Annotated in this window: 21 protein-coding genes; 10 read left to right on the top strand and 11 right to left on the bottom strand. The window is 70.8% G+C overall.

Annotation, left to right across the window (positions count from 1 at the left end):
* Positions 1-174: 174 nt before the first annotated feature.
* The 7 genes from BM362_RS28030 to ruvC all read right to left on the bottom strand — a co-directional run bounded on the left by BM362_RS28030 (position 175) and on the right by ruvC (position 6,701).
* Entirely contained in the window at positions 175-693 is a 519-nt protein-coding gene (locus BM362_RS28030) for an adenine phosphoribosyltransferase (RefSeq protein WP_093575159.1), read from the bottom strand.
* Between the two features lie 5 nt (positions 694-698).
* Positions 699-1,934: a protein translocase subunit SecF gene (gene secF / locus BM362_RS28025; protein WP_067579953.1), complete on the bottom strand. Its 1,236-nt coding sequence runs from the start codon at positions 1,932-1,934 to the stop codon at positions 699-701.
* Between the two features lies 1 nt (position 1,935).
* Complete coding sequence (gene secD, locus BM362_RS28020) at positions 1,936-3,645, bottom strand: protein translocase subunit SecD (RefSeq protein WP_067579955.1); 1,710 nt, start codon at positions 3,643-3,645, stop codon at positions 1,936-1,938.
* 218 nt (positions 3,646-3,863) lie between these two features.
* On the bottom strand, positions 3,864-4,292 hold the full coding sequence (gene yajC, locus BM362_RS28015) for a preprotein translocase subunit YajC (RefSeq protein WP_093575158.1): 429 nt from the start codon (positions 4,290-4,292) through the stop codon (positions 3,864-3,866).
* Between the two features lie 118 nt (positions 4,293-4,410).
* Positions 4,411-5,499 carry a Holliday junction branch migration DNA helicase RuvB gene (gene ruvB, locus BM362_RS28010; RefSeq protein ID WP_067579959.1) on the bottom strand — a complete coding sequence of 363 codons (1,089 nt, stop codon included), beginning with the start codon at positions 5,497-5,499 and terminating at the stop codon, positions 4,411-4,413.
* A 6-nt stretch (positions 5,500-5,505) separates the two neighbouring features.
* Positions 5,506-6,102: a Holliday junction branch migration protein RuvA gene (gene ruvA, locus BM362_RS28005; protein WP_067579961.1), complete on the bottom strand. Its 597-nt coding sequence runs from the start codon at positions 6,100-6,102 to the stop codon at positions 5,506-5,508.
* Positions 6,099-6,701 carry a crossover junction endodeoxyribonuclease RuvC gene (gene ruvC / locus BM362_RS28000; RefSeq protein WP_067579963.1) on the bottom strand — a complete coding sequence of 201 codons (603 nt, stop codon included), beginning with the start codon at positions 6,699-6,701 and terminating at the stop codon, positions 6,099-6,101. The genes ruvA and ruvC overlap by 4 nt, the downstream gene beginning before the upstream one ends.
* Before the next feature lie 134 nt (positions 6,702-6,835).
* Here ruvC and BM362_RS27995 point away from each other — a divergent pair, with 134 nt between their 5' ends.
* Complete coding sequence (locus BM362_RS27995) at positions 6,836-7,285, top strand: cupin domain-containing protein (RefSeq protein WP_067579965.1); 450 nt, start codon at positions 6,836-6,838, stop codon at positions 7,283-7,285.
* Positions 7,286-7,371: 86 nt separating this feature from the next.
* On the opposite strand, the gene BM362_RS27990 is transcribed toward BM362_RS27995, so the two are convergent.
* From BM362_RS27990 to pdxT, 3 genes are all read right to left on the bottom strand, one after another.
* Positions 7,372-7,893: a DUF4262 domain-containing protein gene (locus tag BM362_RS27990; RefSeq protein WP_067579967.1), complete on the bottom strand. Its 522-nt coding sequence runs from the start codon at positions 7,891-7,893 to the stop codon at positions 7,372-7,374.
* Between the two features lie 153 nt (positions 7,894-8,046).
* The gene (locus BM362_RS27985) at positions 8,047-8,802 is read right to left on the bottom strand and encodes a YebC/PmpR family DNA-binding transcriptional regulator (RefSeq protein WP_067579970.1); all 756 of its coding nucleotides are present in this window, start codon (positions 8,800-8,802) and stop codon (positions 8,047-8,049) included.
* Positions 8,803-8,861: 59 nt separating this feature from the next.
* On the bottom strand, positions 8,862-9,497 hold the full coding sequence (gene pdxT, locus BM362_RS27980; protein WP_067579972.1) for a pyridoxal 5'-phosphate synthase glutaminase subunit PdxT: 636 nt from the start codon (positions 9,495-9,497) through the stop codon (positions 8,862-8,864).
* Between the two features lie 415 nt (positions 9,498-9,912).
* On the opposite strand from pdxT, the gene pdxS reads away from it, so the two are divergent.
* From pdxS to BM362_RS27950, 6 genes are all read left to right on the top strand, one after another.
* Complete coding sequence (pdxS, locus tag BM362_RS27975) at positions 9,913-10,824, top strand: pyridoxal 5'-phosphate synthase lyase subunit PdxS (RefSeq protein ID WP_067579974.1); 912 nt, start codon at positions 9,913-9,915, stop codon at positions 10,822-10,824.
* Between the two features lie 609 nt (positions 10,825-11,433).
* The gene (locus tag BM362_RS27970) at positions 11,434-12,267 is read left to right on the top strand and encodes an SIS domain-containing protein (protein ID WP_067580234.1); all 834 of its coding nucleotides are present in this window, start codon (positions 11,434-11,436) and stop codon (positions 12,265-12,267) included.
* Entirely contained in the window at positions 12,267-13,088 is an 822-nt protein-coding gene (locus tag BM362_RS27965; RefSeq protein WP_067579976.1) for an ROK family protein, read from the top strand. The genes BM362_RS27970 and BM362_RS27965 overlap by 1 nt, the downstream gene beginning before the upstream one ends.
* Positions 13,085-13,972, top strand: coding sequence for a 1-phosphofructokinase family hexose kinase (locus BM362_RS27960; protein ID WP_067579978.1), 888 nt, complete (start codon positions 13,085-13,087; stop codon positions 13,970-13,972). The genes BM362_RS27965 and BM362_RS27960 overlap by 4 nt, the downstream gene beginning before the upstream one ends.
* Positions 13,969-14,805 (top strand): class II fructose-bisphosphate aldolase, encoded by an 837-nt coding sequence (locus BM362_RS27955; protein ID WP_067579980.1) that lies wholly within the window; start codon positions 13,969-13,971, stop codon positions 14,803-14,805. The genes BM362_RS27960 and BM362_RS27955 overlap by 4 nt, the downstream gene beginning before the upstream one ends.
* Positions 14,806-15,074: 269 nt before the next feature.
* Positions 15,075-18,212 carry a TIM-barrel domain-containing protein gene (locus BM362_RS27950; RefSeq protein ID WP_093575157.1) on the top strand — a complete coding sequence of 1,046 codons (3,138 nt, stop codon included), beginning with the start codon at positions 15,075-15,077 and terminating at the stop codon, positions 18,210-18,212.
* A 67-nt stretch (positions 18,213-18,279) separates the two neighbouring features.
* Here the strand turns inward: BM362_RS27950 and BM362_RS27945 are convergent, their stop codons facing one another.
* Positions 18,280-20,034 (bottom strand): RICIN domain-containing protein, encoded by a 1,755-nt coding sequence (locus tag BM362_RS27945; RefSeq protein ID WP_093575156.1) that lies wholly within the window; start codon positions 20,032-20,034, stop codon positions 18,280-18,282.
* A gap of 252 nt (positions 20,035-20,286) precedes the next feature.
* Here BM362_RS27945 and BM362_RS27940 point away from each other — a divergent pair, with 252 nt between their 5' ends.
* Genes BM362_RS27940 through BM362_RS27930 form a run of 3 tightly spaced genes read left to right on the top strand, consistent with a single transcriptional unit; the run spans position 20,287 to position 23,574 of the window.
* Positions 20,287-21,681: an ABC transporter substrate-binding protein gene (locus tag BM362_RS27940; protein WP_093575155.1), complete on the top strand. Its 1,395-nt coding sequence runs from the start codon at positions 20,287-20,289 to the stop codon at positions 21,679-21,681.
* On the top strand, positions 21,681-22,634 hold the full coding sequence (locus tag BM362_RS27935; protein WP_067579986.1) for a carbohydrate ABC transporter permease: 954 nt from the start codon (positions 21,681-21,683) through the stop codon (positions 22,632-22,634). The genes BM362_RS27940 and BM362_RS27935 overlap by 1 nt, the downstream gene beginning before the upstream one ends.
* 10 nt (positions 22,635-22,644) lie before the next feature.
* Positions 22,645-23,574, top strand: coding sequence for a carbohydrate ABC transporter permease (locus BM362_RS27930; protein ID WP_093575154.1), 930 nt, complete (start codon positions 22,645-22,647; stop codon positions 23,572-23,574).
* Positions 23,575-23,578 lie beyond the last annotated feature (4 nt).

The raw sequence follows: 23,578 nt of genomic DNA, 5'->3' as shown, positions 1-23,578 counted from the left end.
GTATCGGGGTGTGCGGGAGGGGCTGGGTGCCTGGATCGTTGGTGCGCTGGTGCGGCTGGGTGCAGCTGTGGTGGGTTTACGGTCTCGCGGACGGCGGGGCTAGTGCCCCAATGTGGCACTGGGGGGCGTTCGGCGAAGGCCACGGGGTGCCGGCGGCGGGCGTGAGGCGTGAGGTCAGACGGTGCGGAGGGTGTGTACGGTGCGGGCGCCCAAGGCGGCGCGGCCGTTGAGGGCGGCCAGTTCCAGCGCTACCGACACGCCGGTGACTGTCGCGCCTGCGTCTTCCAGGAGTTTCGCGGTGGCGGCGACGGTGCCGCCGGTGGCGAGGACATCGTCCATGACGGCGATTCGCTGGCCTGGTTTTACGACGCCTGCGGGCAGTTCGACGCTCGCGGTGCCGTACTCCAGGGAGTAGTCCACCCGGCCCGCCACGGACGGGAGCTTGCCGGGTTTCCGGACCAGCACCACGCCCATGCCTCGGGAGTAGCCGACCGCCGCGGCCAGGAGAAAGCCGCGGGCCTCGACTCCGGCCACCAGGTCGGCGGCCGGGTCGAGGGTGTCGGCCAGGGCGTCGGCGACGGCGGCGAAGCCGGGGCCGTCGGCGAACAGCGGGCTGAGATCGCGGAACAGGACGCCCGGTTCCGGGAAATCCGGCACCTCGGCGATCAGGTCCAGTGCCTCGTCGAGCTTCATCGGGGTCAGCGCTTCTTCTTCCCCGACGGACGCTGCTTCGGGTGCCGCGCCGGGACTCCGGCCGCGGCGGCCATCGCCTTTTCCTTGCGGAGTTCGGCGGCCAGCTGGTCCTCGTCGCCCGCGTCGAAGTCGTCCTCCGAGGCTTCGCGCTTCGCGGCCTTCGCCCGGCGGGCGGCGACGCGGTCGGCCTGCTGCCGGTACTGCGGGTCGCGCATCTTGAAGTCGACCAGCAGCGGCGTCGCCAGCGCGACCGACGACAGGACGCCGACCAGGGTACCGGTGAGCTGCACCAGCGCCAGGTCCTGCAGCGTGCCCGAGCCGAGCAGGATGTAGCCGACGATCAGCAGGCCCAGGATCGGCAGCAGCGCGATGAAGGCGGTGTTGAACGACCGCATCAGGGTCTGGTTCAGCGCCAGGTTCGCCGCTTCGGCGTACGTCCGCCGCGACAGGCCGAGCAGGCCGCGGGTGTTCTCCCGGACCTTGTCGAAGACCACCACGGTGTCGTACAGCGAGAACCCGAGAATCGTCAGCAGGCCGATCACCGTCGCGGGCGTGACCTCGAAGCCCACGAGCGAGTACACGCCCGCGGTGACCACGATGTCGTGCAGCAGCGAGATGAGCGCCGCGAACGCCATCCTGGTGTCGAAGTAGATCGCCAGGAAGATCACGACAGCGACCAGGAACACGCCGAGCGCGATCAGGGCCTGCCGCGAGATCTCGTTGCCCCACGACGCGCTCACCGCGCTGTCGCTGATCGCCTGCTCGCTCGACGTGCCGTTGGCGCCGATCGGGCCCAGGTCCTCGAAGATCTGCTTCTTGACCTTCGCGACCTGGTCGGCGGTGAGGGCCTCCGACCGGGTCTGGATGGTCGCCGCGTTGCCGGTGCCGACCGTCTGGGTCTCGGCCGGGGCCTCGCCGAGCGCGGTGTTGAACGACTTGATCACCTGGTCCTGGGCGATCTGGCCGTGCGAACCGTGCGCGGGCAGCTGGATCTGGGTGCCGCCCTCGAACTCGATGCCGACGTTGAAGCCGCGGAAGATCATCGAGCCGATGCACACCAGCAGCAGCAGCGCGAAGAACAGGTACCAGCGCTTGCGCGAGCCGACGATGTCGACCGCGCCGGTGCCGACGTAGAGCCGGTGGAAGAAGCTTTCCTTCTTGCCGGGCTTGGCCGCCGTGCTGCCCTGGCCGTTCGAGCCGTCGGGGCTGTCCGACGCGACGCCTGCGGTTTCGTCGCTCACGTCAGGCCTCCTTCACGTTCGCGCGACGGCCGGGAGCGGGGCGCGTGGACTTGCGCTGCGAGCCGAGCTTCTGGACGGCGCCGAGGCCGAGATTCCGGGGGTTGGACAGGAACTTCGACTTCGAGGTCGACACCATCGCCACGAGCGGATGCGTGACCAGGTAGACGACCACCAGGTCGAGCACCGTCGACATGCCGAGGGTGAACGCGAAGCCCTGCACGTCGCCGACCGCGATGATGTACAGGATCGCGGCGGCGAGGAAGCTGACCGCGTCCGAGGCCAGAATCGTGCGCCGCGCCCTCGACCAGCCGCGCGGCACCGCGGACCGGAACGTCCGGCCCTCGCGGATCTCGTCCTTCAGCCGTTCGAAGTAGATGACGAACGAGTCCGCGGTGATGCCGATCGCGATGATCAGGCCGGCGACGCCCGCGAGGTCGAGCGTGTACCCGATCCAGCGGCCGAGCAGCACCAGCACCGCGTAGACGAGCAGACCGGACAGCACCAGCGACCAGATCGTGAGGATGCCGAGCAGCCGGTAGTAGAACAGGCAGTAGATGAACACGACCGCGAGGCCGATGGCGCCGGCGATCAGGCCCGCCTGCAGCGAGGCGTAACCGAGCGTCGCGGAGACCGTGGTGGCGTCGGACGAGTCGAACGACAGCGGCAGCGAACCGTACTTGAGGATGTCCGCCAGGTTCTTCGCGTCGGTCTGGGTGAACTTGCCGGTGATCTGCGTGTTGCCGCCGAGGATGGCGTTCTGCACGGTCGGCGCGGACACCACGTCCGTGTCGAGCACGAACGCCGCCTGCTTGCCGATGTTGGCCGACGTGAAGTCGCCCCAGGTCTTGCCGCCCGCGCTCTTGAAGCCCAGGTCGACGATCCACTGGCCGCGCTGCTGGTCGTAGCCGGAGTTGGCGTTGGCGATCTCGGTGCCGGGGATGATCTCCGGGCCGAGCACGTACTTGGTGGCGTCCTTGTCGCCGCAGGTGACCAGCGGCTGGTTCGGCAGGTCGTTGCCCTCCAGCGGGTCCGCGGCGTTCGGCGCGCAGGCGAGCGCGGCGAGCGCCTTCTGCTGCGCGGCCTGCGCGGCGGCGGCCTCCTGCTGGTTCTTCGGGTCCTTCGGCATCAGCGCGGGAGCCTGGCGCACGGCACGGGCTTCCTCGATCGGGTTCTTGCCCGCGTCCTGGCCGTTGCTCGCGCCCGGGGCCGGCGGGGCCGAACTCGGCGGCTGCTGCGCCGGGGCGCCTTCCGCTCCCCCGCCGCCGGCGGGCTTGCCCGGCGCGGTCGCCGGGGCGCTCGGGGCTCCCGAGGCGGGCGGCGCGGCCGGGGTGTTCGGGACCGAGGTGATCACCTCGCGGATCCCGAGCTTGGCGGTCCGGCCCAGGTTCTTCGCCTCGTCGCCCTGCTCGCCCGGCACGGTGATCACGATGTTGTTGCCGTCGAGCACCACCTCGGTGCCGCCGACGCCGATCCCGTTGACGCGGGTCTCGATGATCTGGCGCGCCTGGTTCAGCGAGTCGCGGGTGGGCTGGCCGCCGTCGGGCGTGCGCGCGGTGAGCGTGACCCGGGTGCCGCCCTGGAGGTCGATGCCGAGCTTCGGCGTCGCTTTGCCGCCGCCGGTGAAGAACACCAAGGCGTACAGCACGACCACGATCAGGGCGAAGAAGGCGAGATAGCGTCCCGGGCGGAGATGCCCGGCCGATGGTGCCACGGTGCTTCGGTCTCCTCGAACTGGCACGGACTGGATGGACCCCAAGTGGTTCGGGTGCGCGAGCCGGAAGGGGGTCCCCCGGACGCGGCTGGGCGTGAACTATGACGGCGGACACGCACGCAGCACCGAGACAGTACTCGGTGCTGCGTGAGCCCGGCGTTCGCCCGTACCGACTTTCGTAGGCTGTGGGCGGATCACTGCCCGGTGAAGCGCGGAGGCTACTTCTTCCCGTGCTCGAGCGGGGGCGCCACCTGCGCACCGGAGGTCTGCTTCTCCTCGGCGGAGATCGACTCCTGGGCAGGCGCTTCCGACGAGGCGGCCGGGGCCGACTCGATGCCCGCGACCTCGGTCCCGGCCGAGTCCTCGTTCTCCTCGGTCTCGACGGCAGGCTCGACCTTCTCGCGCACCGCGAGCCGCAGCCAGGTGGTGACGACGCCCGGCGCGATCTCGATGTCGATCGTGGTCTCGCTGCTGGTGTCGGCGACCGTGCCGTACATGCCCGACGTGGTCATCACGCGGTCGCCAGCGGAAATGCTGTTCTGCATCTCCTGCTGAGCCGCCTGCTGCTTCTTCTGCTTGCGGGTGCCCATGACGAGCGGCACGGCCACTACGAGCAGCAGCAGCAACGGCAGCAGTAACTGGTTCATGACTCTCCTCGACGGACGCCTTTCTCGGCTGCCCGCGTCCGGTTTCGACGGATGTGCTGTGTTCGAGTGTGCCAGGTACCGGCGGAAACGCCACCACCCGGGCCGCTGTCGGTCCTTGTCAGGCCTGGTCGAACAGCGTCGGACCGCCCGCCTCGGGGCGTCCCGCTTCCGGCGGCGGCACGAGTCCGAGGTGGTGCCACGCGGCCGCGGTCGCGACCCGGCCGCGCGGAGTGCGGGCGAGCATACCGGCCCGGACCAGGTAGGGCTCGCACACCTCCTCGACGGTGCCTGCCTCCTCGCCGACGGCGACCGCGAGCGTCGAAATGCCCACCGGTCCCCCGCCGAACGAGCGGGTCAGCGCGCCGAGCACGGCCCGGTCCAGCCGGTCCAGCCCCAGCTCGTCGACGTCGTAGACCTTCAGTGCGGCCTGCGCGACCTCCAGGGTCACCTTGCCGTCGGCGCGCACCTCGGCGTAGTCGCGGACCCGGCGCAGCAGCCGGTTGGCGATGCGCGGGGTGCCGCGCGAACGGCCGGCGATCTCGGCGCAGCCGTCGCGGTCGATCTCGATGCCGAGGATGGTCGCGGCGCGGCGGACGACCAGCTCCAGCTCGGCCGCGGAGTAGAACTCCATCTGGCCGGTGAAGCCGAACCGGTCGCGCAGCGGCCCGGTCAGCGATCCGGACCGGGTGGTGGCCCCGACCAGCGTGAACGGCGCGATCTCCAGCGGGATGCTGGTCGCCCCCGGCCCCTTGCCGACGACGACGTCGACCCGGAAGTCCTCCATCGCGAGGTACAGCATTTCCTCGGCGGGCCGGGCGATGCGGTGGATCTCGTCGATGAACAGGACGTCGCCGGGCGCGAGGTTGGACAGCATCGCGGCGAGGTCGCCCGCGCGTTCCAGGGCGGGCCCGGAGGTGATCCGGATGGCCGCGCCCAGTTCGGCGGCGACGATCATCGCCATGCTCGTCTTGCCGAGGCCGGGCGGGCCGGACAGCAGCACGTGGTCCGGCGGGACGTCGCGCCGCCGGGCGCTCTCCAGCACCAGTTCCAGCTGCTCGCGGACGCGTTCCTGGCCGACGAACTCGTCCAGTTTCCGGGGCCGGAGCGAGGTTTCCAGGTCGCGTTCGCCGGTCTGCGCGAGCGCGGAGAGGGTTTCGTCGTCCGCCTCGGCGCCGCCGGGGCCGAACTCGGTCACTTCGTGGTTCATCGGCGGCTACCGCTTGCGGCCCAGCGCGGCCAGCGCCGCGCGCAGCACCGACGCCGTGGTGTGCCCGTCGCCTTCGGACAGCACCTTGTCCACCGCCTGCTCGGCTTGTTTGGCCGGGAAGCCCAGTCCGGCCAGCGCTTCGACCACCTCGCCGCGCAGCGCGCCGGGCGCGGTCACCACGGGGGCGTCGGCGGGGCCGCCGAGCGCGGTGACCTTGTCCCGCAGTTCGAGGCTGAGCCGCTCGGCTCCCTTGCGGCCGATGCCGGGGACCTGGGTGAGCACGGTGATGTTGCCTTCGACGAGCGCCGCGCGCAGCTTGTCCGGCTCCAGCACGGCCAGCGTCGCCAGCGCGAGCCGCGGCCCGATCCCGGACACCGTCTGGAGCAGGCCGAACAGCTCGCGCGCGTCCTCCTCGGCGAATCCGAAGAGGGTCAGCGAGTCCTCGCGCACGACCAGCGCGGTGTGCAGCCGCGTCTGCTCGCCGCGGCGCAGCGTGGCCAGCGTCGCCGGGGTGGCCTGCACGGCGAGGCCGACGCCGCCGACCTCGACCACCACGTGGTCGAGCCCGACGGACAGCACTTCGCCGCGTACCGAGGAGATCATCGTCGTGCTCCTGTTTCGTCCTGCTTCGTGGTGGTTCCGGCCGCCTTGGCCGCGGCCGCGAGCCGGGCCTTGTGGGCGCGGACCAGTTCGGCCGCGCGGGCCTCGGCCTCGGCGAGGCGGACCCGCATCGGCTCGCGCCAGAGGTGGCAGATGGCGAGCGCGAGCGCGTCGGCCGCGTCCGCCGGATGCGGTTTGACCTCAAGCCCGAGCAGCCGCATCACCATGGTGGTGACCTGCGCCTTGTCCGCGCGGCCGGACCCGGTGACGGCGGCCTTGACCTCGCTGGGCGTGTGGAAGACGACCGGCAGCCCGCGCCGCGCCGCCGACAACGCCACGACCCCGCCCGCCTGCGCGGTGCCCATCGCGGTGCGGACGTTGTGCTGCGCGAACACCCGTTCGACGGCCACCGCTTCGGGCCGGTACCGGTCGAGCCAGCGCTCCACCTCGTCGGCGATGCCGAGCAGCCGCCGCGCGAGATCCTGGTCGGCGGGCGTGCGCACGACCCCGACCGCGACCGGGCGCACCGACCGGCCCTTGCCGCCGTCGACCACGCCGAGGCCGCACCTGGTCAGACCGGGGTCGACCCCGAGCACCCGCACCGTTTCTCCTTCGCCCGCGCGAACATTAGTTCGAGATGCAGGCTAACGGTCGCCGAGCGCGGCCCCGCGCATGGACACGCGTTAACGGCGGCCGAGGTGGACGCCGGATCCGCTCGGCGAGCACGATTGGCGACATGCCGGAACCGGAGGACTACGTCAAGCACCTGGGATTGGAACCGCTGCCGGTGGAGGGCGGCCGGTTCGCGGAGAGCTGGCGCGCGGACGCGGGGTCGGCGATCTATTACCTGCTCGCCGCGCCCGAGATCTCCGCGCCCCACCGGCTCGATCGCGTCGAAGTGTTCGTGCATCACGCCGGCTCGCCCGCGCGGATGCTCCTGCTGCATCCCGATGGCGAGGTGACGCGCCCGGTGCTGGGCAGCGACGTGGCGGCCGGGGAACGCCCGCAGGTGGTGGTGCCCCCGGGAACGTGGCAGGCGACAGTGCCGCTGGGCGCGTGGAGCCTGCTCGGCACCGTGGTGGTGCCGCCTTATGCCGACGACTGCGTGGAGTTCGCGGATCCGGCGACGCTGGCCGCGCGCTTCCCGGACGCCGCCGCCGACCTCGCCGCCCTCAACCGGGATTAGCCGGGTCACCGACGTCTTCAGGTCCGTGAGGACCGCACACGCGCTTGCGGCACCGGCGCAAGCTGCCGGCATCGGCTTCGGGCGGGTCAGGGGCCGTCGACCCCGGGCGTCCAGCTCTCCGGGTCCCCGCTCTCGGTGAGCACCGGCTGCCATGCGGCGAAGCCCTCGGGTGCGTCGGCGTGCCACGGGAAGTGCCCGTCCGGCGTCGCGACGATCATCTGCAGCGCCGGGAAGTCTCCGTCCGGGTAGACCAGGAACGCGGACCCGAAGTACTCCGGATAGTGGCCTTTCGCGACGCGTTCGAAGATCACCGGCGCGCCGTCGAAGAAATCGTCGTAGCGTTTGCCGACCTCGAAGATCTCGCCGTTGGCGGAGCGGTCGACGTACGCGTCGAGCAGCACCGGGGCCATGTGGTCGGGCAGGCCGATCACGACGGCCTCGGGCACGTTGTGCAACGCCCACGCGCACGCGGTGAAGCAGTAGCCGGCCCCCTGGTCGTCGGCGGCCACGGCGATGACCGCGTTGCCCCGTTCCCGTGCCTGGGTCTCGATCCAGGCGATAAGGCTCTGCTCTTGCTCGGTGAGGGCGGAGGTCGTCACGGCGGACATTCTGCCCCACCCGCGCGCCCGAGCCCAGTCCCCGCGCCGGTCATTTTCCGCCCGCCCCAAGGATTTTCGCGTTTTCCGTTGCGCGCCAACGGAAAACGAAACGAAAACGGCCGCGTCCCCGGAGCGCCGGGGCGCGGCCGTGTCGCGCCGGGATCAGTCCACCTCGGCCATGACCTCGTCGGAGACATCGAAGTTCGCGTACACGTTCTGCACGTCGTCGCAGTCTTCGAGTGCGTCGATCAGCTTGAAGACCTTCTTCGCGCCGTCGACGTCGAGCGGCACGCTCACCGACGGCAGGAAGGTCAGTTCGGCCGATTCGTACTCGAACCCGGCTTCCTGCAGCGCCTTGCGCACCGGGACGAGGTCGCCGCCCTCGGAGACGATCTCGAAGCTCTCGTCGAGGTCGTTGACCTCCTCGGCGCCCGCGTCGAGGACCGCCATGAGGACGTCGTCCTCGGTCGCGTCCGCCTTGGGCATGAGCACGACGCCCTTGCGGTTGAACATGTAGGCGACCGAACCCGGGTCGGCGAGCGAGCCGTTGTTGCGCGTGAGCGCGGTGCGGACCTCCATCGCGGCGCGGTTCTTGTTGTCGGTGAGGCACTCGATCAGCACCGCCACGCCGTTCGGGCCGTAGCCCTCGTACGTGATGTTCTGCCAGTCGGCGCCGCCCGCTTCCTCGCCGGCGCCGCGCTTGCGCGCGCGCTCGATGTTGTCCTGCGGGACGGAGTTCTTCTTCGCCTTCTGGATGGCGTCGTACAGCGTGGGGTTGCCGTCCGGGTCCCCTCCCCCGGTCCCGGTGCGGGCGGCGACCTCGATGTTCTTGATCAGCCGCGCGAAGAGCTTGCCCCGCTTGGCGTCGAGGTTCGCCTTCTTGTGCTTCGTCGTGGCCCACTTGGAGTGGCCGCTCATCTTTCCTCCATCTGTTCCCGCGGCCGCGTGCCTCCCGGCGCGGCCGCCGCAATCCTTGCTCAGGCTTTCCGCACGAGCTCGACGAACAGCCGGTGCACGCGCTCGTCCCGGGTGATCTCCGGGTGGAACGCCGTGGCCACCACCGCCCCCTGCCGGACGGCGACGATCCTATCCGCCCGCGTCCCGTCCGGCGGGTCCTCCGGGTCCGCCACGGTGGCCAGCACCTCGACCCCGTCTCCCGCCTTCTCGACCCACGGGGCCCGGATGAACACCGCGTGCAGCGGCCCGCCGGGCAGCCCGGCGAACGGGAGGTCGGCCTCGAAGGAGTCGACCTGCCTGCCGAACGCGTTGCGCCGCACGACCACGTCGAGGCCGCCGAGCTGCCGCTGGTCCGGGCGCCCGTCGAGCACCTGGCGGGCCAGCAGGATCATCCCGGCGCACGAGCCGAACGCCGGCAGGCCGCCGGCGATCCGCTCGCGCAGCGGTTCGAGCAGTTCGAAGGTCTCCAGCAGCCGCGACATCGCGGTGGACTCCCCGCCGGGCAGCACCAGGCCGTCCACTCGGGACAGCTCGGCGGGGCGGCGCACCGGAACCGCGCGGGCCCCCGCGCTCTCCAGCATCGCGACGTGCTCGCGCACGGCGCCTTGCAGGGCGAGCACGCCGACCGCCGGCCGTGCTCCCGTAGCTGTCGCCACCCGACCTCCCGTGAGACGTTCGCATCAGCTTAGGGGGGCCGCCCGGAACGCAACCGGGCAGGTCAGGCGGGCGGCACCGGGGCCGCCGCCCACTCGCGGAGCGCTCCGGCGGCCGGTCCCGGGCCGACGTGAAGTGGACTGCTGAAATCTGTCGCCAGTGGCCACCTCGAAGGTGGTCTCCACTGGTGCCGGGCCAGCCCTTCCGCCGCGGGCCGATCCCGTCTCCCATGGTAGGCCGTTCCGGAAGCCCCAGGTCAACGCTTCCCGGCGGAAAAGCAGCCAAGCCCTAAGTGGATCTCTCCGCGCGAGAAGTGGACTTCCGAGATAGCCGCGCAATGGCCTGCCTCAGCGGTCCACCGTCGTCTTACGCTGGAGGGGAAGACCCCGTTCAGCTCCCCCGAGAAAGGCCCGCAAGGTGTCGCAGCAGCAGAACGCCGAACCCCAGACCGTCACCGGCACCGCGAAGGTCAAGCGCGGCATGGCGGAGATGCTCAAGGGCGGCGTGATCATGGACGTCGTGACCGCCGACCAGGCGAAGATCGCCGAGGACGCGGGCGCGGTCGCGGTCATGGCGCTGGAGCGCGTCCCCGCGGACATCCGCGCCCAGGGCGGCGTCGCCCGGATGAGCGACCCGGACCTGATCGACGGCATCATCGAAGCGGTGTCGATCCCGGTCATGGCGAAGGCGCGGATCGGCCACTTCGTCGAGGCGCGGGTGCTGCAGTCGCTCGGCGTCGACTACATCGACGAGTCCGAGGTGCTCACCCCCGCCGACTACGCCAACCACATCGACAAGTGGGCGTTCACCGTGCCGTTCGTCTGCGGCGCGACCAACCTCGGCGAAGCGCTCCGCCGGATCACCGAGGGCGCGGCGATGATCCGCTCGAAGGGCGAGGCGGGCACCGGCGACGTCTCGAACGCGACCACGCACATGCGCAAGATCCGCGGCGAGATCCGCCGCCTCCAGTCCCTTCCCGAGGACGAGCTGTTCGTCGCGGCGAAGGAGCTGCAGGCGCCGTACGAGCTGGTTCGCGAGGTCGCCGAAGCCGGCAAGCTGCCCGTGGTCCTGTTCACCGCGGGCGGCATCGCGACCCCGGCCGACGCGGCGATGATGATGCAGCTGGGCGCGGAAGGCGTGTTCGTGGGCTCGGGCATCTTCAAGTCCGGCAACCCGGCGCGGCGCGCGGAGGCGATCGTGAAGGCTACGACGTTCCACGACGACCCTGATGTGCTGGCGAAGGTTTCGCGCGGGCTCGGGGAAGCCATGGTGGGAATCAACGTCGAGGACGTGCCGGAGCCGCACCGCCTCGCTGAGCGCGGTTGGTGACGTACCAGCTTCATCTCATCTTCCCGCGCGAACGGTGAGGGGCACCCGCCCCTCACCGTTCGCGCATTTTTACGCTCCGCACTCGGCCAGCCGGCCCCGGGCTGGGCGCTCGCAAGGCTGCGCTTCCGACCCGGGCTCACCCGTCCCCGCGCGATACCCGTGTGCCCCTGCCGAGGTTTGACCAGGCTTCCCTCGGCGATCTGCCCCGCACTGTCCGGTCGTCTGACGTGCCGCACTTGCCCACTTCTGGCGGCGCACGCCTGAGCATTGCGCTCAGCGAGATCGCCGAGGCCGCCTCCGCCCTCGTCGCCGGGCTTCACGATGGCCAGCCCAGCGGCAGGGGGCCACCCGCCATCCGTGCCGGACAGTCACAACAGCCCACCCGTGATGATTGAAGATGACGCAAATCGCTTACTTCAATCACAAACGATCGTCTACACTGAGGGCCGCGCTCAGTTCACGGACCGAAGGGCCTTCATGTCAGAGCCGTCCTCCCCCGAGTCGTTCTCGCCCGAAACCTCCGCGTCCGGTGCGGCCGACGCGTCCGGTGCGCTTGCCGCGCCGGAGCATGGTTCCTTCGTGGCCGCCGAACTGGCCTCGCAGCCGCAGATGTGGCGCGCCGCGGCCGACTGTGCCGCGCCGGCCGCCTTAGCGCTGCCGCGCCCCGGCGAGCGGGTGGCCGTGGTCGGGTGCGGCACCAGCTGGTTCGTCGCGATGAGCTACGCCGCCGCGCGGGAGCAGCGGGGGCTCGGCGTCACCGACGCGTTCGCCGGGTCCGAGTACCCGGCTGGTCGCGAATACGACCGGGTGGTCGCGATCTCCCGGTCCGGCACCACCACCGAAATCATCGAGCTGCTGTCCGCGCTGGCCGGGCAGCGCACCACGCTGATCACCGCGGTGGGCGACGGGCCCGCGGCCTCGGTCGCGGCGGAGGTGGTCGAGCTGCCGTTCGCCGACGAGCGTTCGGTGGTGCAGACCCGCTTCGCCACGAGCACGCTCGCGCTGTTGCGCGCCGGCCTCGGCGACGACATCGGCGAGCTGGCGCGGCAGGCCGGGCGTGCGCTGCTGGAACCGCTCGACGATCTGCTCGACGCCGAACAGGTCACCTTCATCGGGCGCGGGGCCGCGGTCGGCATCAGTTGCGAGGCCGCGCTCAAAACCCGTGAAGCGGCCCAGTTCTGGGCCGAGGCCTACCCCGCGATGGACTACCGGCACGGCCCGATCGCGATCGCGCAGCCCGGCAGGCTCGTGTGGTCGTTCGGCGAGACCCCGGACGGGCTGGCCGGCGACATCGCCCGCACCGGAGCCCGGTTCGTGCACCACGACCTCGACCCGCTCGCCGGGCTGGTCGTGGCGCAGCGGTTCGCGGTGGCGCTCGCACGGCGGCGCGGGCTCGATCCCGACCGGCCGCGGTCGCTGACCCGCTCGGTCATCCTCGCCTGATGGCCGTCCTCGGCGTCGACGTCGGCGGCACGACCGTCAAGATGCGCGTGACCGACGGCCGCGCCGTGTTCGCCGAATGGCGCGAACCGACCCCGTTCGGCGATCCCGCGGCGCTCGCCGACCTGGTGGCCCGCGCCGCCGCGCGCTATCCGGTCGACGCCGCGGGGCTGGTGGTCCCGGGGATCGTGGACGAGCGCGCCGGGCGGTGCGTGCGGGCGGTCAACCTCGGCTGGGACGACGTCCCCGTCCACGACCTCGTCTCCGCTCGCCTCGACGTGCCGCTCGTGTTCGGGCAGGACGTCCGCGCGGGCGCGCTCGCCGAAGCCCGCACCGGCGCGGCGGCCGACGCCTCGGGGCCGGTGCTGTTCGCTCCGGTCGGCACCGGTTTCGCGACCGCGCTGGTGGTGCGCGGCGAGGTCCTCGACGCGAGCCCGTGGGCGGGCGAAGTCGGGCAGATCCGGCTGCCCGGCGGCCGCCGCGTCGAGGAGGTCGCGTCGGCGGCCGGGCTCGCGCGCCGCGCCGGAGCCCCGGACGCGGCCGCCGTCGCCGCGAGGGTTCGCGACGGAGACCCGGCGGCGGTCGAGGCGTGGGACGAGTGCGTCCGCGCGCTCGCGGAGCCGATCGCCTGGGCCACCGCCGTGGCAGGCTGTTCCACCGTGGTCGTCGGCGGCGGCCTCGCCGAGGCTGGTGCCCTGCTGCTCGACCCGCTCGCCCGCGAGGTCGCGCATCGGCTCGGCGCGCTGCGGGCGCCCGCGATTGTCCAGGCGCACCACGGGGATCGGGCCGCCGTGGTGGGCGCGACGCTGCTGGCGCTGCGATGATCGTCGTCGCCACGCCCAACCCCGCGGTCGACCTCACCTACCGGGTCGGCACCCATACCCTCGGCGGCACGAACCGGGTGCTCGACGTGCAGCGCCGCGCCGGCGGCAAAGGCGTGAATGTCGCCCATGTCCTTGCGGCGCTGGACGTTCCCGTGCGCGCGGTGCTTCCGCTCGGCGGCGACGCGGGCCGCTGGCTCGGTTCGGCGCTGGCGGTTCCGTTCGACGCGACTGCGTGCGAAGCCCAGACCCGATCGACGGTCACGGTCACCGGCGACGGCCATCCGACCGTGTACGCCGAGCCGGGACCTGAGCTGTCCGCTGCGGAATGGGAAAGGTTCTCGGCGTTGCTCGCCACCCGGATCCGGGACGCGGATCTGCTCGTGATTTCCGGTTCCCTGCCCCGGAACGCCGCACCGGAACTGGTCGGCGAATGGGTCCGGCTGGCCCGGGATGCCGGGGTCCGGGCACTGGTCGATTCGTCCGGGCCCGCGTTGCTGGCCGCCGCCCGCGCCGGAGCCGACGTGAAACCGAACCGCGAGGAACTCCTCTCCGCCACCGGCGCCGCCGACGAAACCTCGGGCGCCGCGGAGTTGTCCAGGCTCGGAGCCGGGCTGGTCGTGGTGTCGCGGGGCGAGGACGGCATCGCCGCTTACGCCCCGTCCGGAGTCGTCTCGGCTCCCGTCGTGCCTGGCGTGCAGGGGAATCCCACCGGCGCCGGGGACGCGGCGACCGCTGGCCTGGCCGCGGCACTCGTGCGCGGGTTGCCGCTGGAGGAGGCGCTGCGCCAGGCCGCCGCAGCCGGTGCGGCAGCCGTGCTTCGCCCGGTCGCCGGAGAGATCGACCTGTCCGCGTACCGCAGATTCCTGAACGGAGCGTCCACATGATCACCCGCCCCGCCTTCGCCCGGTTGCTCGCCTCGGCCCAGGACCGGGGCGGCGCGGCCGGCGCGTTCAACGTGATCCTGCTGGAGCACGCCGAGGCCATCGTCTCCGGAGCCGAACAGGCGCGGCTGCCGGTGATCCTGCAGATCAGCGAGAACTGCGTGACCTACCACGGCGGGCTGGCCCCGATCACCGCGGCTTCGCTGGAGATCGCGCGCCGGGCGTCGGTCGAGGTGCTCGTGCATCTCGACCACATCGAGGACACCGAGCTGGTCCGCGAAGGCATCGAGCTGGGCGTGCACAGCGTGATGTACGACGGCTCGCGACTGTCCTATGCGGACAATGTGCGCAGCACCCGCGCGGTGGCCGACCTCTGCCACGCGGCGGGAGTCGCGGTGGAAGCCGAACTGGGCGAGGTCGGCGGCAAGGACGGCGTGCACGCGCCGGGTGCCCGCACCGACCCGGCCGAGGCCGCGGAGTTCGTCGCCGCCACCGGGGTCGACGCGCTGGCCGTGGCGGTGGGCACGTCGCACGCGATGCTGTCGCGCACCGCCAGGGTCGACCGCGGACTGGTGACGCGGCTGCGGGACGCCGTCCCGGTTCCCTTGGTGCTGCACGGGTCCTCCGGCCTTTCCGACGACGAGCTGCGCGGGGCGGTGGCCGGCGGGATGGCGAAAATCAACATCTCGACGCACCTCAACGGGCTGTTCACCGGAGCGGTGCGGCAGTTCCTGGACGAACAGCCCGAGGCGGTCGACCCGCGCAAGTACGTGCGGCTCGGCCGGTCCGCGGTGGCGGCTGAGACGGCGCGGCTGCTCCGGCTGCTGGCCGGATAAACAACAAGGCTGACCCAGCGCGGCGTCCGGACGACGATTCCGCGCGAATCAGCCTGCCGCCGGACAGATCCGGGTGCGACGAGGTGCCGGAGACCGCGTCTCCGGGGCTCGCCCGCCGTACCCGGAGTCCAGCACGCCCGCAGCCGGCGCGCGCCCCGGAATCTCGATACCGACGGAAGTCTGCTCCACCGGTTCAGCCGGTGACTTCGCTGCCTGAGTGCGCTATACAAGAGCGCGCTGTGCATTTTAATGCGCAAGAAAGGTATGCAATGAGCAAATATCTGCAACGCCTTCGCTGTCTGACTACAACTCTCGTCCTGCTGGCCGTCGCGACCCCCGCCGTCGCCCAGGCCGCCGCTGCCCCGGCCGGGCAGCTCGGCGACTTGACCGGCGTCTCCGCCGACGGTCCGGTGACCACCCTGACCGCGGGCACCGCGGCCGTCCGGGTCAGCTTCCCCTCAGCGGCCGCGGTCCGGGTGTGGCTCGCGCCGGACGGGACCTTCACCGATCCGGCGGGCAGCAAGATCGTGCTGCCGAACGGAAACCCGCCCGCGACACCGAAGCGCACCGACCGAGGCGCCTACTGGGCCATCGGCACCGGCAAGGCCACGCTCCGCGCCTACAAGCACCCGTTGAAGTTCGCCCTCTACGACGGAGCGGACCGCAAGCAGCTCTGGGCCGAGTCCGCGCCGCTGTCCTGGACGGGGAACACCACCACGCAGACGCTCGCGCGCGGCGGCGCCGAACAGTACGTCGGCGGCGGGGAGCAGAACGGCCGATTCAGCCACCGCGACCAGACCATCAAGATTTTCGCCGACGACAACTGGAACGACGGCGGCGCGCCCAACTCGCAGCCGTTCTACGCCTCGACGGCCGGGTACGGCGTGCTGCGCAATACCTTCGCGCCCGGCAGCTACTCGTTCTCCGATCCGGTCCGCACGACCCACGACGAGCGCCGCTTCGACGCCACCTACGTCGTCGGAGACGGGCTCAAGGACGTCATCTCCGGCTACACCGACCTGGTCGGCAAACCTTTCCTCCCGCCCGTTTACGGCCTGGAGACCGGCGATTCCGACTGCTACCTGCACAACGCGAACCGCGGCGAACGGCACACCCTCGACGCGGTGAAGGTGGCCGAGGGCTATCCCGAACACGGCATGCCCAACGGCTGGATGCTCGTCAACGACGGCTACGGCTGCGGTTACGAAAACCTTCAGCAAACCGGCGAAGGCTTGCGGGACAACAAGATGCAGCTGGGCCTGTGGACCGAGAACGGCGTGCCCAACCAGGCCGAGGAGGTCAAGGCGGGCGTCCGCGTGCGCAAACTGGACGTCGCCTGGGTCGGCCCCGGTTACCAGTTCGCCCTCGACGCCTGCGACACCGCGCACAAGGGCATCGAGGACAACAGCGACGCGCGCGGATTCGTCTGGCAGCCGGTGAGCTGGGCGGGCGCGCAACGATGCGGCGTGCTCTGGAGCGGAGACCAGTCCGGCTCCTACGACTACATCAAGTGGCAGATCCCGACCTACGCCGGCTCGACGCTGTCCGGCATCGCCTACAACACCGGCGACATCGACGGCATCTTCGGCGGCAGCCCGCAGACCTACGTCCGCGACCTGCAGTGGAAGTCCTTCCTTCCGGTCGCGATGACCATGGACGGCTGGGCGAAGGCGGACAAGCAGCCCTGGCGCCAGGGCGAACCCTTCACCTCGATCAACCGCAAGTACCTGCTGCTCAAGGAACGGCTGCTGCCCTACACCTACAGCTACTCCGTCCAGGCCCACCAGACCGGTGTCGGCCAGGTCCGGCCGCTGGCCCTGGAATACCCCGACGACCCGAACGCGTGGACCGACAAGGCGAAGTACGAATTCCTGTCCGGCACGGACTTCCTGATCGCCCCGGTCTACGACAACTCGTCCGTGCGCAACGGCATCTACCTGCCCAAGGGCACCTGGACGGACTACTGGAGCGGCAAGACCTACACCGGTCCGACCACTGTGGACGGTTACGACGCGCCGCTGGACAAGCTGCCGCTTTTCGTCCGCGGCGGCGCTGTGGTGCCGATGTGGGCGGAGGGCACGACGTCCTGGCAGACCCGTGACAAGAGCCAGCTGGACGTCGACGTGTACCCGCAGGGCAAGAGCAGCTTCGCACTCACCGAGGACGACGGCGTCACGCGCGGCTACCAGCGCGGCGAGCAGGCCCGGCAGACGTTCACCGTGGACGCGCCGCGGTCCGGTCCGGGCACGGTGACCGTCGGGATCGGCGCGAGCACCGGTTCCTATCCCGGCAAACCGGCGGCGCGGAACTACCAGCTGACCGTCCACACCGGAACGAAACCGGCGGCGGTCCTGGGCGGCCACGGCATGCTGCGGCAGTACGCCAGCAAGGCGGAGCTGGACCAGGCTCCGTCCGGCTGGTGGTACGACCCGTCCGCACGCGGCGTGGTGCGGGTGAAGACCGGCTCGATCGACTCCGGCGCCGCTCAGGACATCCGGTTGCTCGGGGCGAGCGCGGTCGGCGGGTTCTTCCCCGCCGACGACAACGCCTCGGTGCAGCTTTCCGCCCCCGCGACGGCGGCTCCGGGCCAAGCGGTGTCAGCTACCGTCAGCTTCGCCAACAGCACCCCGCTGCCCGTGCGTGACGTGGCATTGTCGGTGCAGGCCAACGGTTTCCACGCGGAGGTACCGCAGGCTCCGGCGCTCGTGTGGCCGGGTCAGACGGTGCGAGTCCCGGTGCGGCTCACTCCCGACCCTGGGCTGCACCCGGCAGACTATGAAGTGACCGCCACCGCGAAGTACCAGGCCAGGCTGAGTACGCACGAAGCGGCCGGGTCAGCGATGATCACGGTGCCGTACGCGACGGTGGCCGCGGCATACGGAAACGTCGGTGTCACTGACGCGGCACACGCCGCGAACGGCGACCTCGACGGCAGCGGCAGCAGCTTCCGGGCGGAGGGCCTCGCCGAAGCGGGCTTGAAACCGGGAGCGCAGTTCACCGCGGACGGCGCCGAGGCGACCTGGCCCGACGCCGGCACCGGGAAGCCGGACAATGTCGTGGCAGGCGGCCAGACTGTCGCCGTGCAGGGCAGCGGCGCCAAGCTGGTCCTGACCGGCACCGGGACCGGCTCCGCCGCGAACGGCCAGGTCGTCGTCCGGTACGCCGACGGCAGCACGAGCCAGGCCGCGCTCGGCTTCCCGAACTGGTGCTGCGCCGACCCGGCCCAGTACGGCGCGACGACGGTCGCCTCGGTGTCCGGCAAGAACACGAAGTCCGGTCCGGCCTATCCGACGGTGGCCTACCGGGTGTTCGCGAACTCCGTCCCGCTCGACCCGGGCAAACGAGTCGTCGCGATCACCCTGCCGGCGAACTCGGCACTGCACGTCTTCACCGCCGCGATCGCCTGACCGGCACGCAGTCGGTGAGGGGAACCCTGAATCTTCAGGGTTCCCCTCACCGACGCGAAGATCGGGGTCAGCGGCACGGAGTCAGCCGCAGGATCTGCTCGCCCGCGGTACGGCCGTCCCCGATCCGGCTGCCGCTGCCGTCGGTCCAGGAGCGCACCGGCGTGGTTTCAGCCTGCCGCCCCGGCTCCGCCGACAGCGCCAGCACCAGTCCGCTGTAGCGGTTGACCAGCCGGGTCCCGCCGTCCGCCGGGACCAGGAACCATTGCTGGGCAACGCCGGATCCGGCGCTCAGGTTCGGCGCGGTCCCCCAGGCGCGGCCGGAGGGGACCGCCGGAACGCCCAGTGCCAGACCGCTCGCGGCGTTGGTGATGCGGTAGGAGCCGTCACCGGACGGGGTGAACCGCCAGCCGGCCCGATCGCCGGCCAGCCACGAGGACACGGACGTGGTGCCGGTGCGGCCGGACTGGGCGAGCACGCGGCCGGAGCCGATCCGGTAGGCGCGGCGCGGGTCGACCGGGGACGCGGCCGGCGCGGCGGACGTGACGGTCACGTCCGCGTAGACGCCGTCACGGCCGTCCGTGCACGAGATCGAGCAATAGGACCGGAACGTCTTGCCCACGATCGTCCCGGTGGTCCGGGTCGCCGAGTCGACGAACCAGCGGTACCACGACTGGTCCTGGTAAGAGCCGGTGTCGCCGATCAACCGCCATTTCGGGTTCGCCAAGTCCTCGGTCGCGTAGAACCGCTGCGGGCCCACGGAATCGACTGCCTCCGGCTCGCCGATATACAGCCCGAGGTGCGCGTCGTAGGCGATGTTCATGACGAACAGGTCGGATTTGCGCGGCAGCGTGCCCGCGGCCACCTGCTGGGCGGCGGTGCCGGTGTGCGCCGGGTCGTAGTCCTTCTCCGGCGGGGTGTAGCCGTTCGGGTCGACGTCCGTGGGCACGAGGTTGCTTTCCTTGCCGCCGACGCCCGGCTGCGACCAGTGGCCGTCGTACCACTTCTGCCACGTCCCGGTGCCCATCTTCCCGGACATCGGCGCGCGGGCCACATGGGCGAGGCCGCTGAACCCGCCGCCGCCCTGTCCGGCCTTCGTCACGACGCGGGAGCCGTAGTAGACGTAGAAGTAGCCGGACTTCGGATCGGCGAACAGCCGCGGATCGCCGTCGCCGTAGTCGAAGGTCTGGTTCGGGAACGCCGCCGTGTCGCCGCGTTTCGTCGAGTACGGCGACGTGATCGCGTGCCCGCCGATCCGCCAGGTGCGGCCCTGGTCGGCCGAGACCGCCCAGTCGATCGCGTCGTAGTGGGAGAACGAATAGGCGCCGAAGGGTTCGGGAGTGAACTCGTTGTGCACCAGGCCGTACCAGTCGCCGGTGTCCGGGTCGACCCAGGTCCCGACGAGATCGCAGAAGTTCTTCTGGGTGTAGCTCGACCCGGCGGGCGGATCGGTCGCCTCGCGGCCGGTCGGGCTGGTGTCGCACCGCCAGGTCGTGTCGTTGTTGCGGTCGCGCGGCTCGGCCGGGTTCACCGCGTCGCTCAGGCCCGCGTCGCGCTTCGCCGAGTCGAAGTCCGCGCCGGTGTAGAACTCCCATTCCCGCGGGCCGTCCTTGCCGTAGAGGGCGGCGGACTGCTGGAAATGGAAGGTGCCGTCCCGGTCGAGGAACGGGGCGGCCGGGGTGTCGGTCGGGAACGGGTATTCGGCGACGGCCCCGACCGACACGGTGTAGCCGGGGTCGGCGTGCGCGGCCAGGGGCGCGGTGCAGGTCCCGGCGGTGAGGGCCAGGGCCGCACCGGCGGTCAGGGAAGTGCGGAAGCGTGACATGGCTCGGTTCCTCGCAGGCGATCGGCATCAACAATCGACAAGAACGAACAAGTTCACACAGTCTTGATGCTCGATTTTGCGCTGTCAACCCGCCATTCGACCCCCTTCGCGCAGGACAGGGCCGGTCCGCCCGTGGGCCACGATGCCACCGCGAACCTCGGAGAAAATGTTGACAAGTGATTGGTAAGGGCTAAAAATGCGCAGCAACACGCACTCAGTGTGTGGTCTTCGACCTCGATCAGGTGGTGGCTGATGCGGTTTCACAAGCTCGTGGGCTCGACCTTAGCGGCGACGCTGCTGCTCGCCGGGTGCGGCAGCGGGGACGCAGCGGGCGACGGCACTGGGGAGAACGCGCTCCCCGGCGCGGCCGAATTCCTTTCCTCGCCCTGTCCGGAACCGGCGGCGAAACCGGCCGGCGGCGGGCAGCTCGTCTACTGGTCCATGTGGACCGCGGACGAGCCGCAGGGCAAGGTGCTGCACAAAGCGCTGAAGTGCTTCCAGGACAAGACCGGCGTGAAGGTCGACGTGCAGTGGCTGGGCCGCAAGGCCTACACCCAGAACCTGGTCCCGGCGCTCAACACCGGCACCGTGCCCGACCTGTTCGACCAGGACGTCAGCAAGGTCGGCGCGGCGATCATGACCCCGGGCGGCACGCAGAGCCTCGACGACGTGTTCGGCATGAAGGTCGGCGAAGGAGACAAGACGGTCAAGGACGTCCTCTCCCCCACCTCGTACGACTTCCCGCAGAACAAGGACCGCGAGGGGCACAGCTTCCTCGTGCCCTACGAGATCCAGTCCAGCGCCTGGTGGTACGACAAGGCCGCCGGCGGCGCGCTCGGCCAGCCGAAGACCGTGGACGAGCTGATCGGCCTGTTCGACAAGGCGAAGGCGGACGGCAAGGCGGCGGTCAGCCAGGACGGCGACATCCCGTTCTACAACATGTACTACTTCACCCAGCTCGCCGAACGCTACGTCGGCGCGGGCGGGCTGGCGAAGGCGGCGCAGGACCCGACCGGCCGCGCGTGGACCGACGTGCCGGGGTTCCGCGAGGCGGCCGCGCAGACCGCGCGGATCTCGAAGTACTTCATCGACGGCTGGGACGCGGCCAAATTCCCGCAGATCCAGCAGCGCTGGGCGGACGGGGACGCGCGTTTCCTGTACGTCGGCACCTGGGCGCCCAGCGAAACCCGCGAATACCTCGACAAGCAGGGCGCGGGCACGAAGATCGACTACGGCTCGTTCCAGTTCCCGATGCCGCCCGGCGCCACGCACGACACCGTGGAGCAGATGTCGATCGGCTTCGCCGTGCCCAAGAAGGCCAAGAACGCCGCCGCGGCCAAGGCGTTCATCGCCTACTTCCTCAACAAGGGCAACCTCGCCGGCATCCCCGCGGTGGCCGACAACCTGGTGCCCCGGCCCGACCTCGCGGTGCCGGACGACCTGAAGCCGGTCAAGACCGTCCTGGACGACCAGAAGAAGGAGCACGTGCTGCAGTACGACGGCATCGACGCGATCGCGGGCGGCAAATGGCAGACCGACGTGTTCGACCCCGCCGACACCGCGCTGCTCAAGGGACAGCTGACCCCGGAGGCGTTCGTGGCGCAGCTCGCGCAGAAGTCCGCCGCCTTCTGGAAGAACCAGCACTGATGGCCGCGCTCACCACGGTCACCGGGGCCCGGGCGGGGCGGCGGCCCGCGCTCGGGCCGCACCTGAGCCGCAAACGCAAGCTGTTCTGGCCCTTCGCCGCCCCGGCGCTGGCGCTCTACCTCGCGTTCCTGGTGCTGCCGACGATCGCGACCGTGGTGCTCAGCTTCACCAGCTGGTCCGGGGCGGGCGACACGCCGCGGCCGCAGGGGGTCGGGAACTACGTGCGGATGTGGCAGAGCGAAACGTTTCGCTACGCCTTCGGCAACACGCTGGTCTACGTCTTCCTCGGCGGCGTCGGCACCTTCCTGCTCGCGTTCCTGTTCACCATGGTGCTGCGGGACATGCGCGGCGGGAAGATCGTGCGGGCGATCCTGTTCTTCCCGAACATCGTCGCCCCGGTCGCGCTCGGCATGTTCCTCGGCTTCGTGTTCAAGTACCAGCCGGGCAAGCAGGGGCTCGCCAACTACGTGCTGGAGCACCTCGGCGCGGACGCGGCGAAGTTCCTCGCGCCGGAGAACGTGACCGGCGTCGTGACCGCGTCGCTGATCTGGGCCAGTTCCGGCTTCTACATCACCATCCTGATGGCCGCGGTGGACCAGATCCCGCCCTACCTCTACGAGGACGCGGACCTCGGCGGGGCCTCGCCCTGGCAGAAGTTCCGCTCCATCACGCTCCCGCTCACCTGGGACGTGGTGGGCGTGGCCGGGGTGCTGTGGACGATCAACGCGCTCAAGATCTTCGAACTCGTCTTCGTGCTCGCCGGGCCCGGCACCTACGCCCCGCCGAACCGGGCGTGGACGCTCGGCATCTACGTGTTCGACCGGACCTTCGGCTCGAACGGCACGCCGGACTTCGGCGCGGCCTGCGCCTGCGCGGTCGCGATGATCGCGCTCGTCTCGATCCTCGTCGTGCTCCTGCGCCGGTTGATGCGCCGTGACGCCATCCAGTTCTGAAGGAGACCCTGTGACCGTCACGGAAGCGCCGTCGCGCGGCTCCGCCCCGGGCAAGCCCCGGCGCACCCCGCCGCGCCGTCCCCGCCCGGCTCCCGGCAGCCGCAGGCTCAGCCCGCTGCGGCTGCTCGGCTCAGTGCTCGTGTGGCTGTTCACCGCGGGCAACCTGCTGGTGCTGTACTGGCTGATCACCGCGTCGTTCAAGACGCCGGTGGAGATCTTCACCAAGCCGTTCGCCCTGCCCTACCAATGGTTCCATGTCGGGAAGCCGTTCCGGAATTTCGTCTACGCCTGGAACAACGCCGGATTCGGCGACGCCGTGCTGTCCACAGTGGTCCTGGTGGGACTGGCGACGATCGTCACGGTCGCGATCTCCGCGCCGTGCGCTTACGCGCTCACCCGGCTCGGCGTGCGCGGTTCGGGCGTGCTGACCAACGGCGTCGCGATCGGGATGGGGGTGCCGTTCCAGACCGTGATCATCCCGCTGTTCGTGGCGTTCAGCGAAATCCACCTGGACAACCAGTACGGGCTGTTCGTGCTCTACGTCGCGCTGTCGATCCCGTTCACGGTGTTCCTGCTGACCGGGTTCTTCCGCTCGCTGCCCGAGGAGATCGAAGAGGCCGCGGTGCTCGACGGCGCGTCGCCGGCGCGGGTGTTCGTCTCGGTGGTGCTCCCGCTGGCCCGCGGCGGCGTGGTCACCGCGCTGACGCTCAACGCGATCGGGCTGTGGAACGAAACCCTGCTGGCGATCGTGTTCCTCAAAGACCAGGCCCACTTCACGCTCTCGCGCGCGCTGTTCACCTTCTACGGCGCGGCGAGCTACCAGTCCGAGTACGGCGGGCTGATCGCCGGGGTGGCGATCGTCGTGCTCCCGATGCTGCTGCTCTACGTCGTGCTCGCCCGCCGGATCATCACCGGCCTGACCCTCGGCGCCGGAAAGTAGGACT

Source organism: Amycolatopsis rubida, assembly GCF_900115345.1.
GTDB lineage: Bacteria > Actinomycetota > Actinomycetes > Mycobacteriales > Pseudonocardiaceae > Amycolatopsis > Amycolatopsis rubida.
This window is presented reverse-complemented; position numbering and strand designations above follow the sequence as displayed.

What these genes read in the sequence shown, in the direction of transcription:
- BM362_RS27935 (WP_067579986.1), top strand. Translation starts at nt 21,681, where the DNA reads ATGGCCGCGCTCACCACGGTCACCGGGGCCCGGGCGGGGCGGCGGCCC.
- BM362_RS27990 (WP_067579967.1), bottom strand. Translation starts at nt 7,893, where the DNA reads ATGTCCGCCGTGACGACCTCCGCCCTCACCGAGCAAGAGCAGAGCCTT.
- BM362_RS27950 (WP_093575157.1), top strand. Translation starts at nt 15,075, where the DNA reads ATGAGCAAATATCTGCAACGCCTTCGCTGTCTGACTACAACTCTCGTC.
- BM362_RS27945 (WP_093575156.1), bottom strand. Translation starts at nt 20,034, where the DNA reads ATGTCACGCTTCCGCACTTCCCTGACCGCCGGTGCGGCCCTGGCCCTC.
- BM362_RS27940 (WP_093575155.1), top strand. Translation starts at nt 20,287, where the DNA reads ATGCGGTTTCACAAGCTCGTGGGCTCGACCTTAGCGGCGACGCTGCTG.
- BM362_RS27955 (WP_067579980.1), top strand. Translation starts at nt 13,969, where the DNA reads ATGATCACCCGCCCCGCCTTCGCCCGGTTGCTCGCCTCGGCCCAGGAC.
- ruvA (WP_067579961.1), bottom strand. Translation starts at nt 6,102, where the DNA reads ATGATCTCCTCGGTACGCGGCGAAGTGCTGTCCGTCGGGCTCGACCAC.
- yajC (WP_093575158.1), bottom strand. Translation starts at nt 4,292, where the DNA reads ATGAACCAGTTACTGCTGCCGTTGCTGCTGCTGCTCGTAGTGGCCGTG.
- BM362_RS27985 (WP_067579970.1), bottom strand. Translation starts at nt 8,802, where the DNA reads ATGAGCGGCCACTCCAAGTGGGCCACGACGAAGCACAAGAAGGCGAAC.
- BM362_RS27965 (WP_067579976.1), top strand. Translation starts at nt 12,267, where the DNA reads ATGGCCGTCCTCGGCGTCGACGTCGGCGGCACGACCGTCAAGATGCGC.
- BM362_RS27995 (WP_067579965.1), top strand. Translation starts at nt 6,836, where the DNA reads ATGCCGGAACCGGAGGACTACGTCAAGCACCTGGGATTGGAACCGCTG.
- ruvB (WP_067579959.1), bottom strand. Translation starts at nt 5,499, where the DNA reads ATGAACCACGAAGTGACCGAGTTCGGCCCCGGCGGCGCCGAGGCGGAC.
- BM362_RS28030 (WP_093575159.1), bottom strand. Translation starts at nt 693, where the DNA reads ATGAAGCTCGACGAGGCACTGGACCTGATCGCCGAGGTGCCGGATTTC.
- BM362_RS27960 (WP_067579978.1), top strand. Translation starts at nt 13,085, where the DNA reads ATGATCGTCGTCGCCACGCCCAACCCCGCGGTCGACCTCACCTACCGG.
- BM362_RS27970 (WP_067580234.1), top strand. Translation starts at nt 11,434, where the DNA reads ATGTGGCGCGCCGCGGCCGACTGTGCCGCGCCGGCCGCCTTAGCGCTG.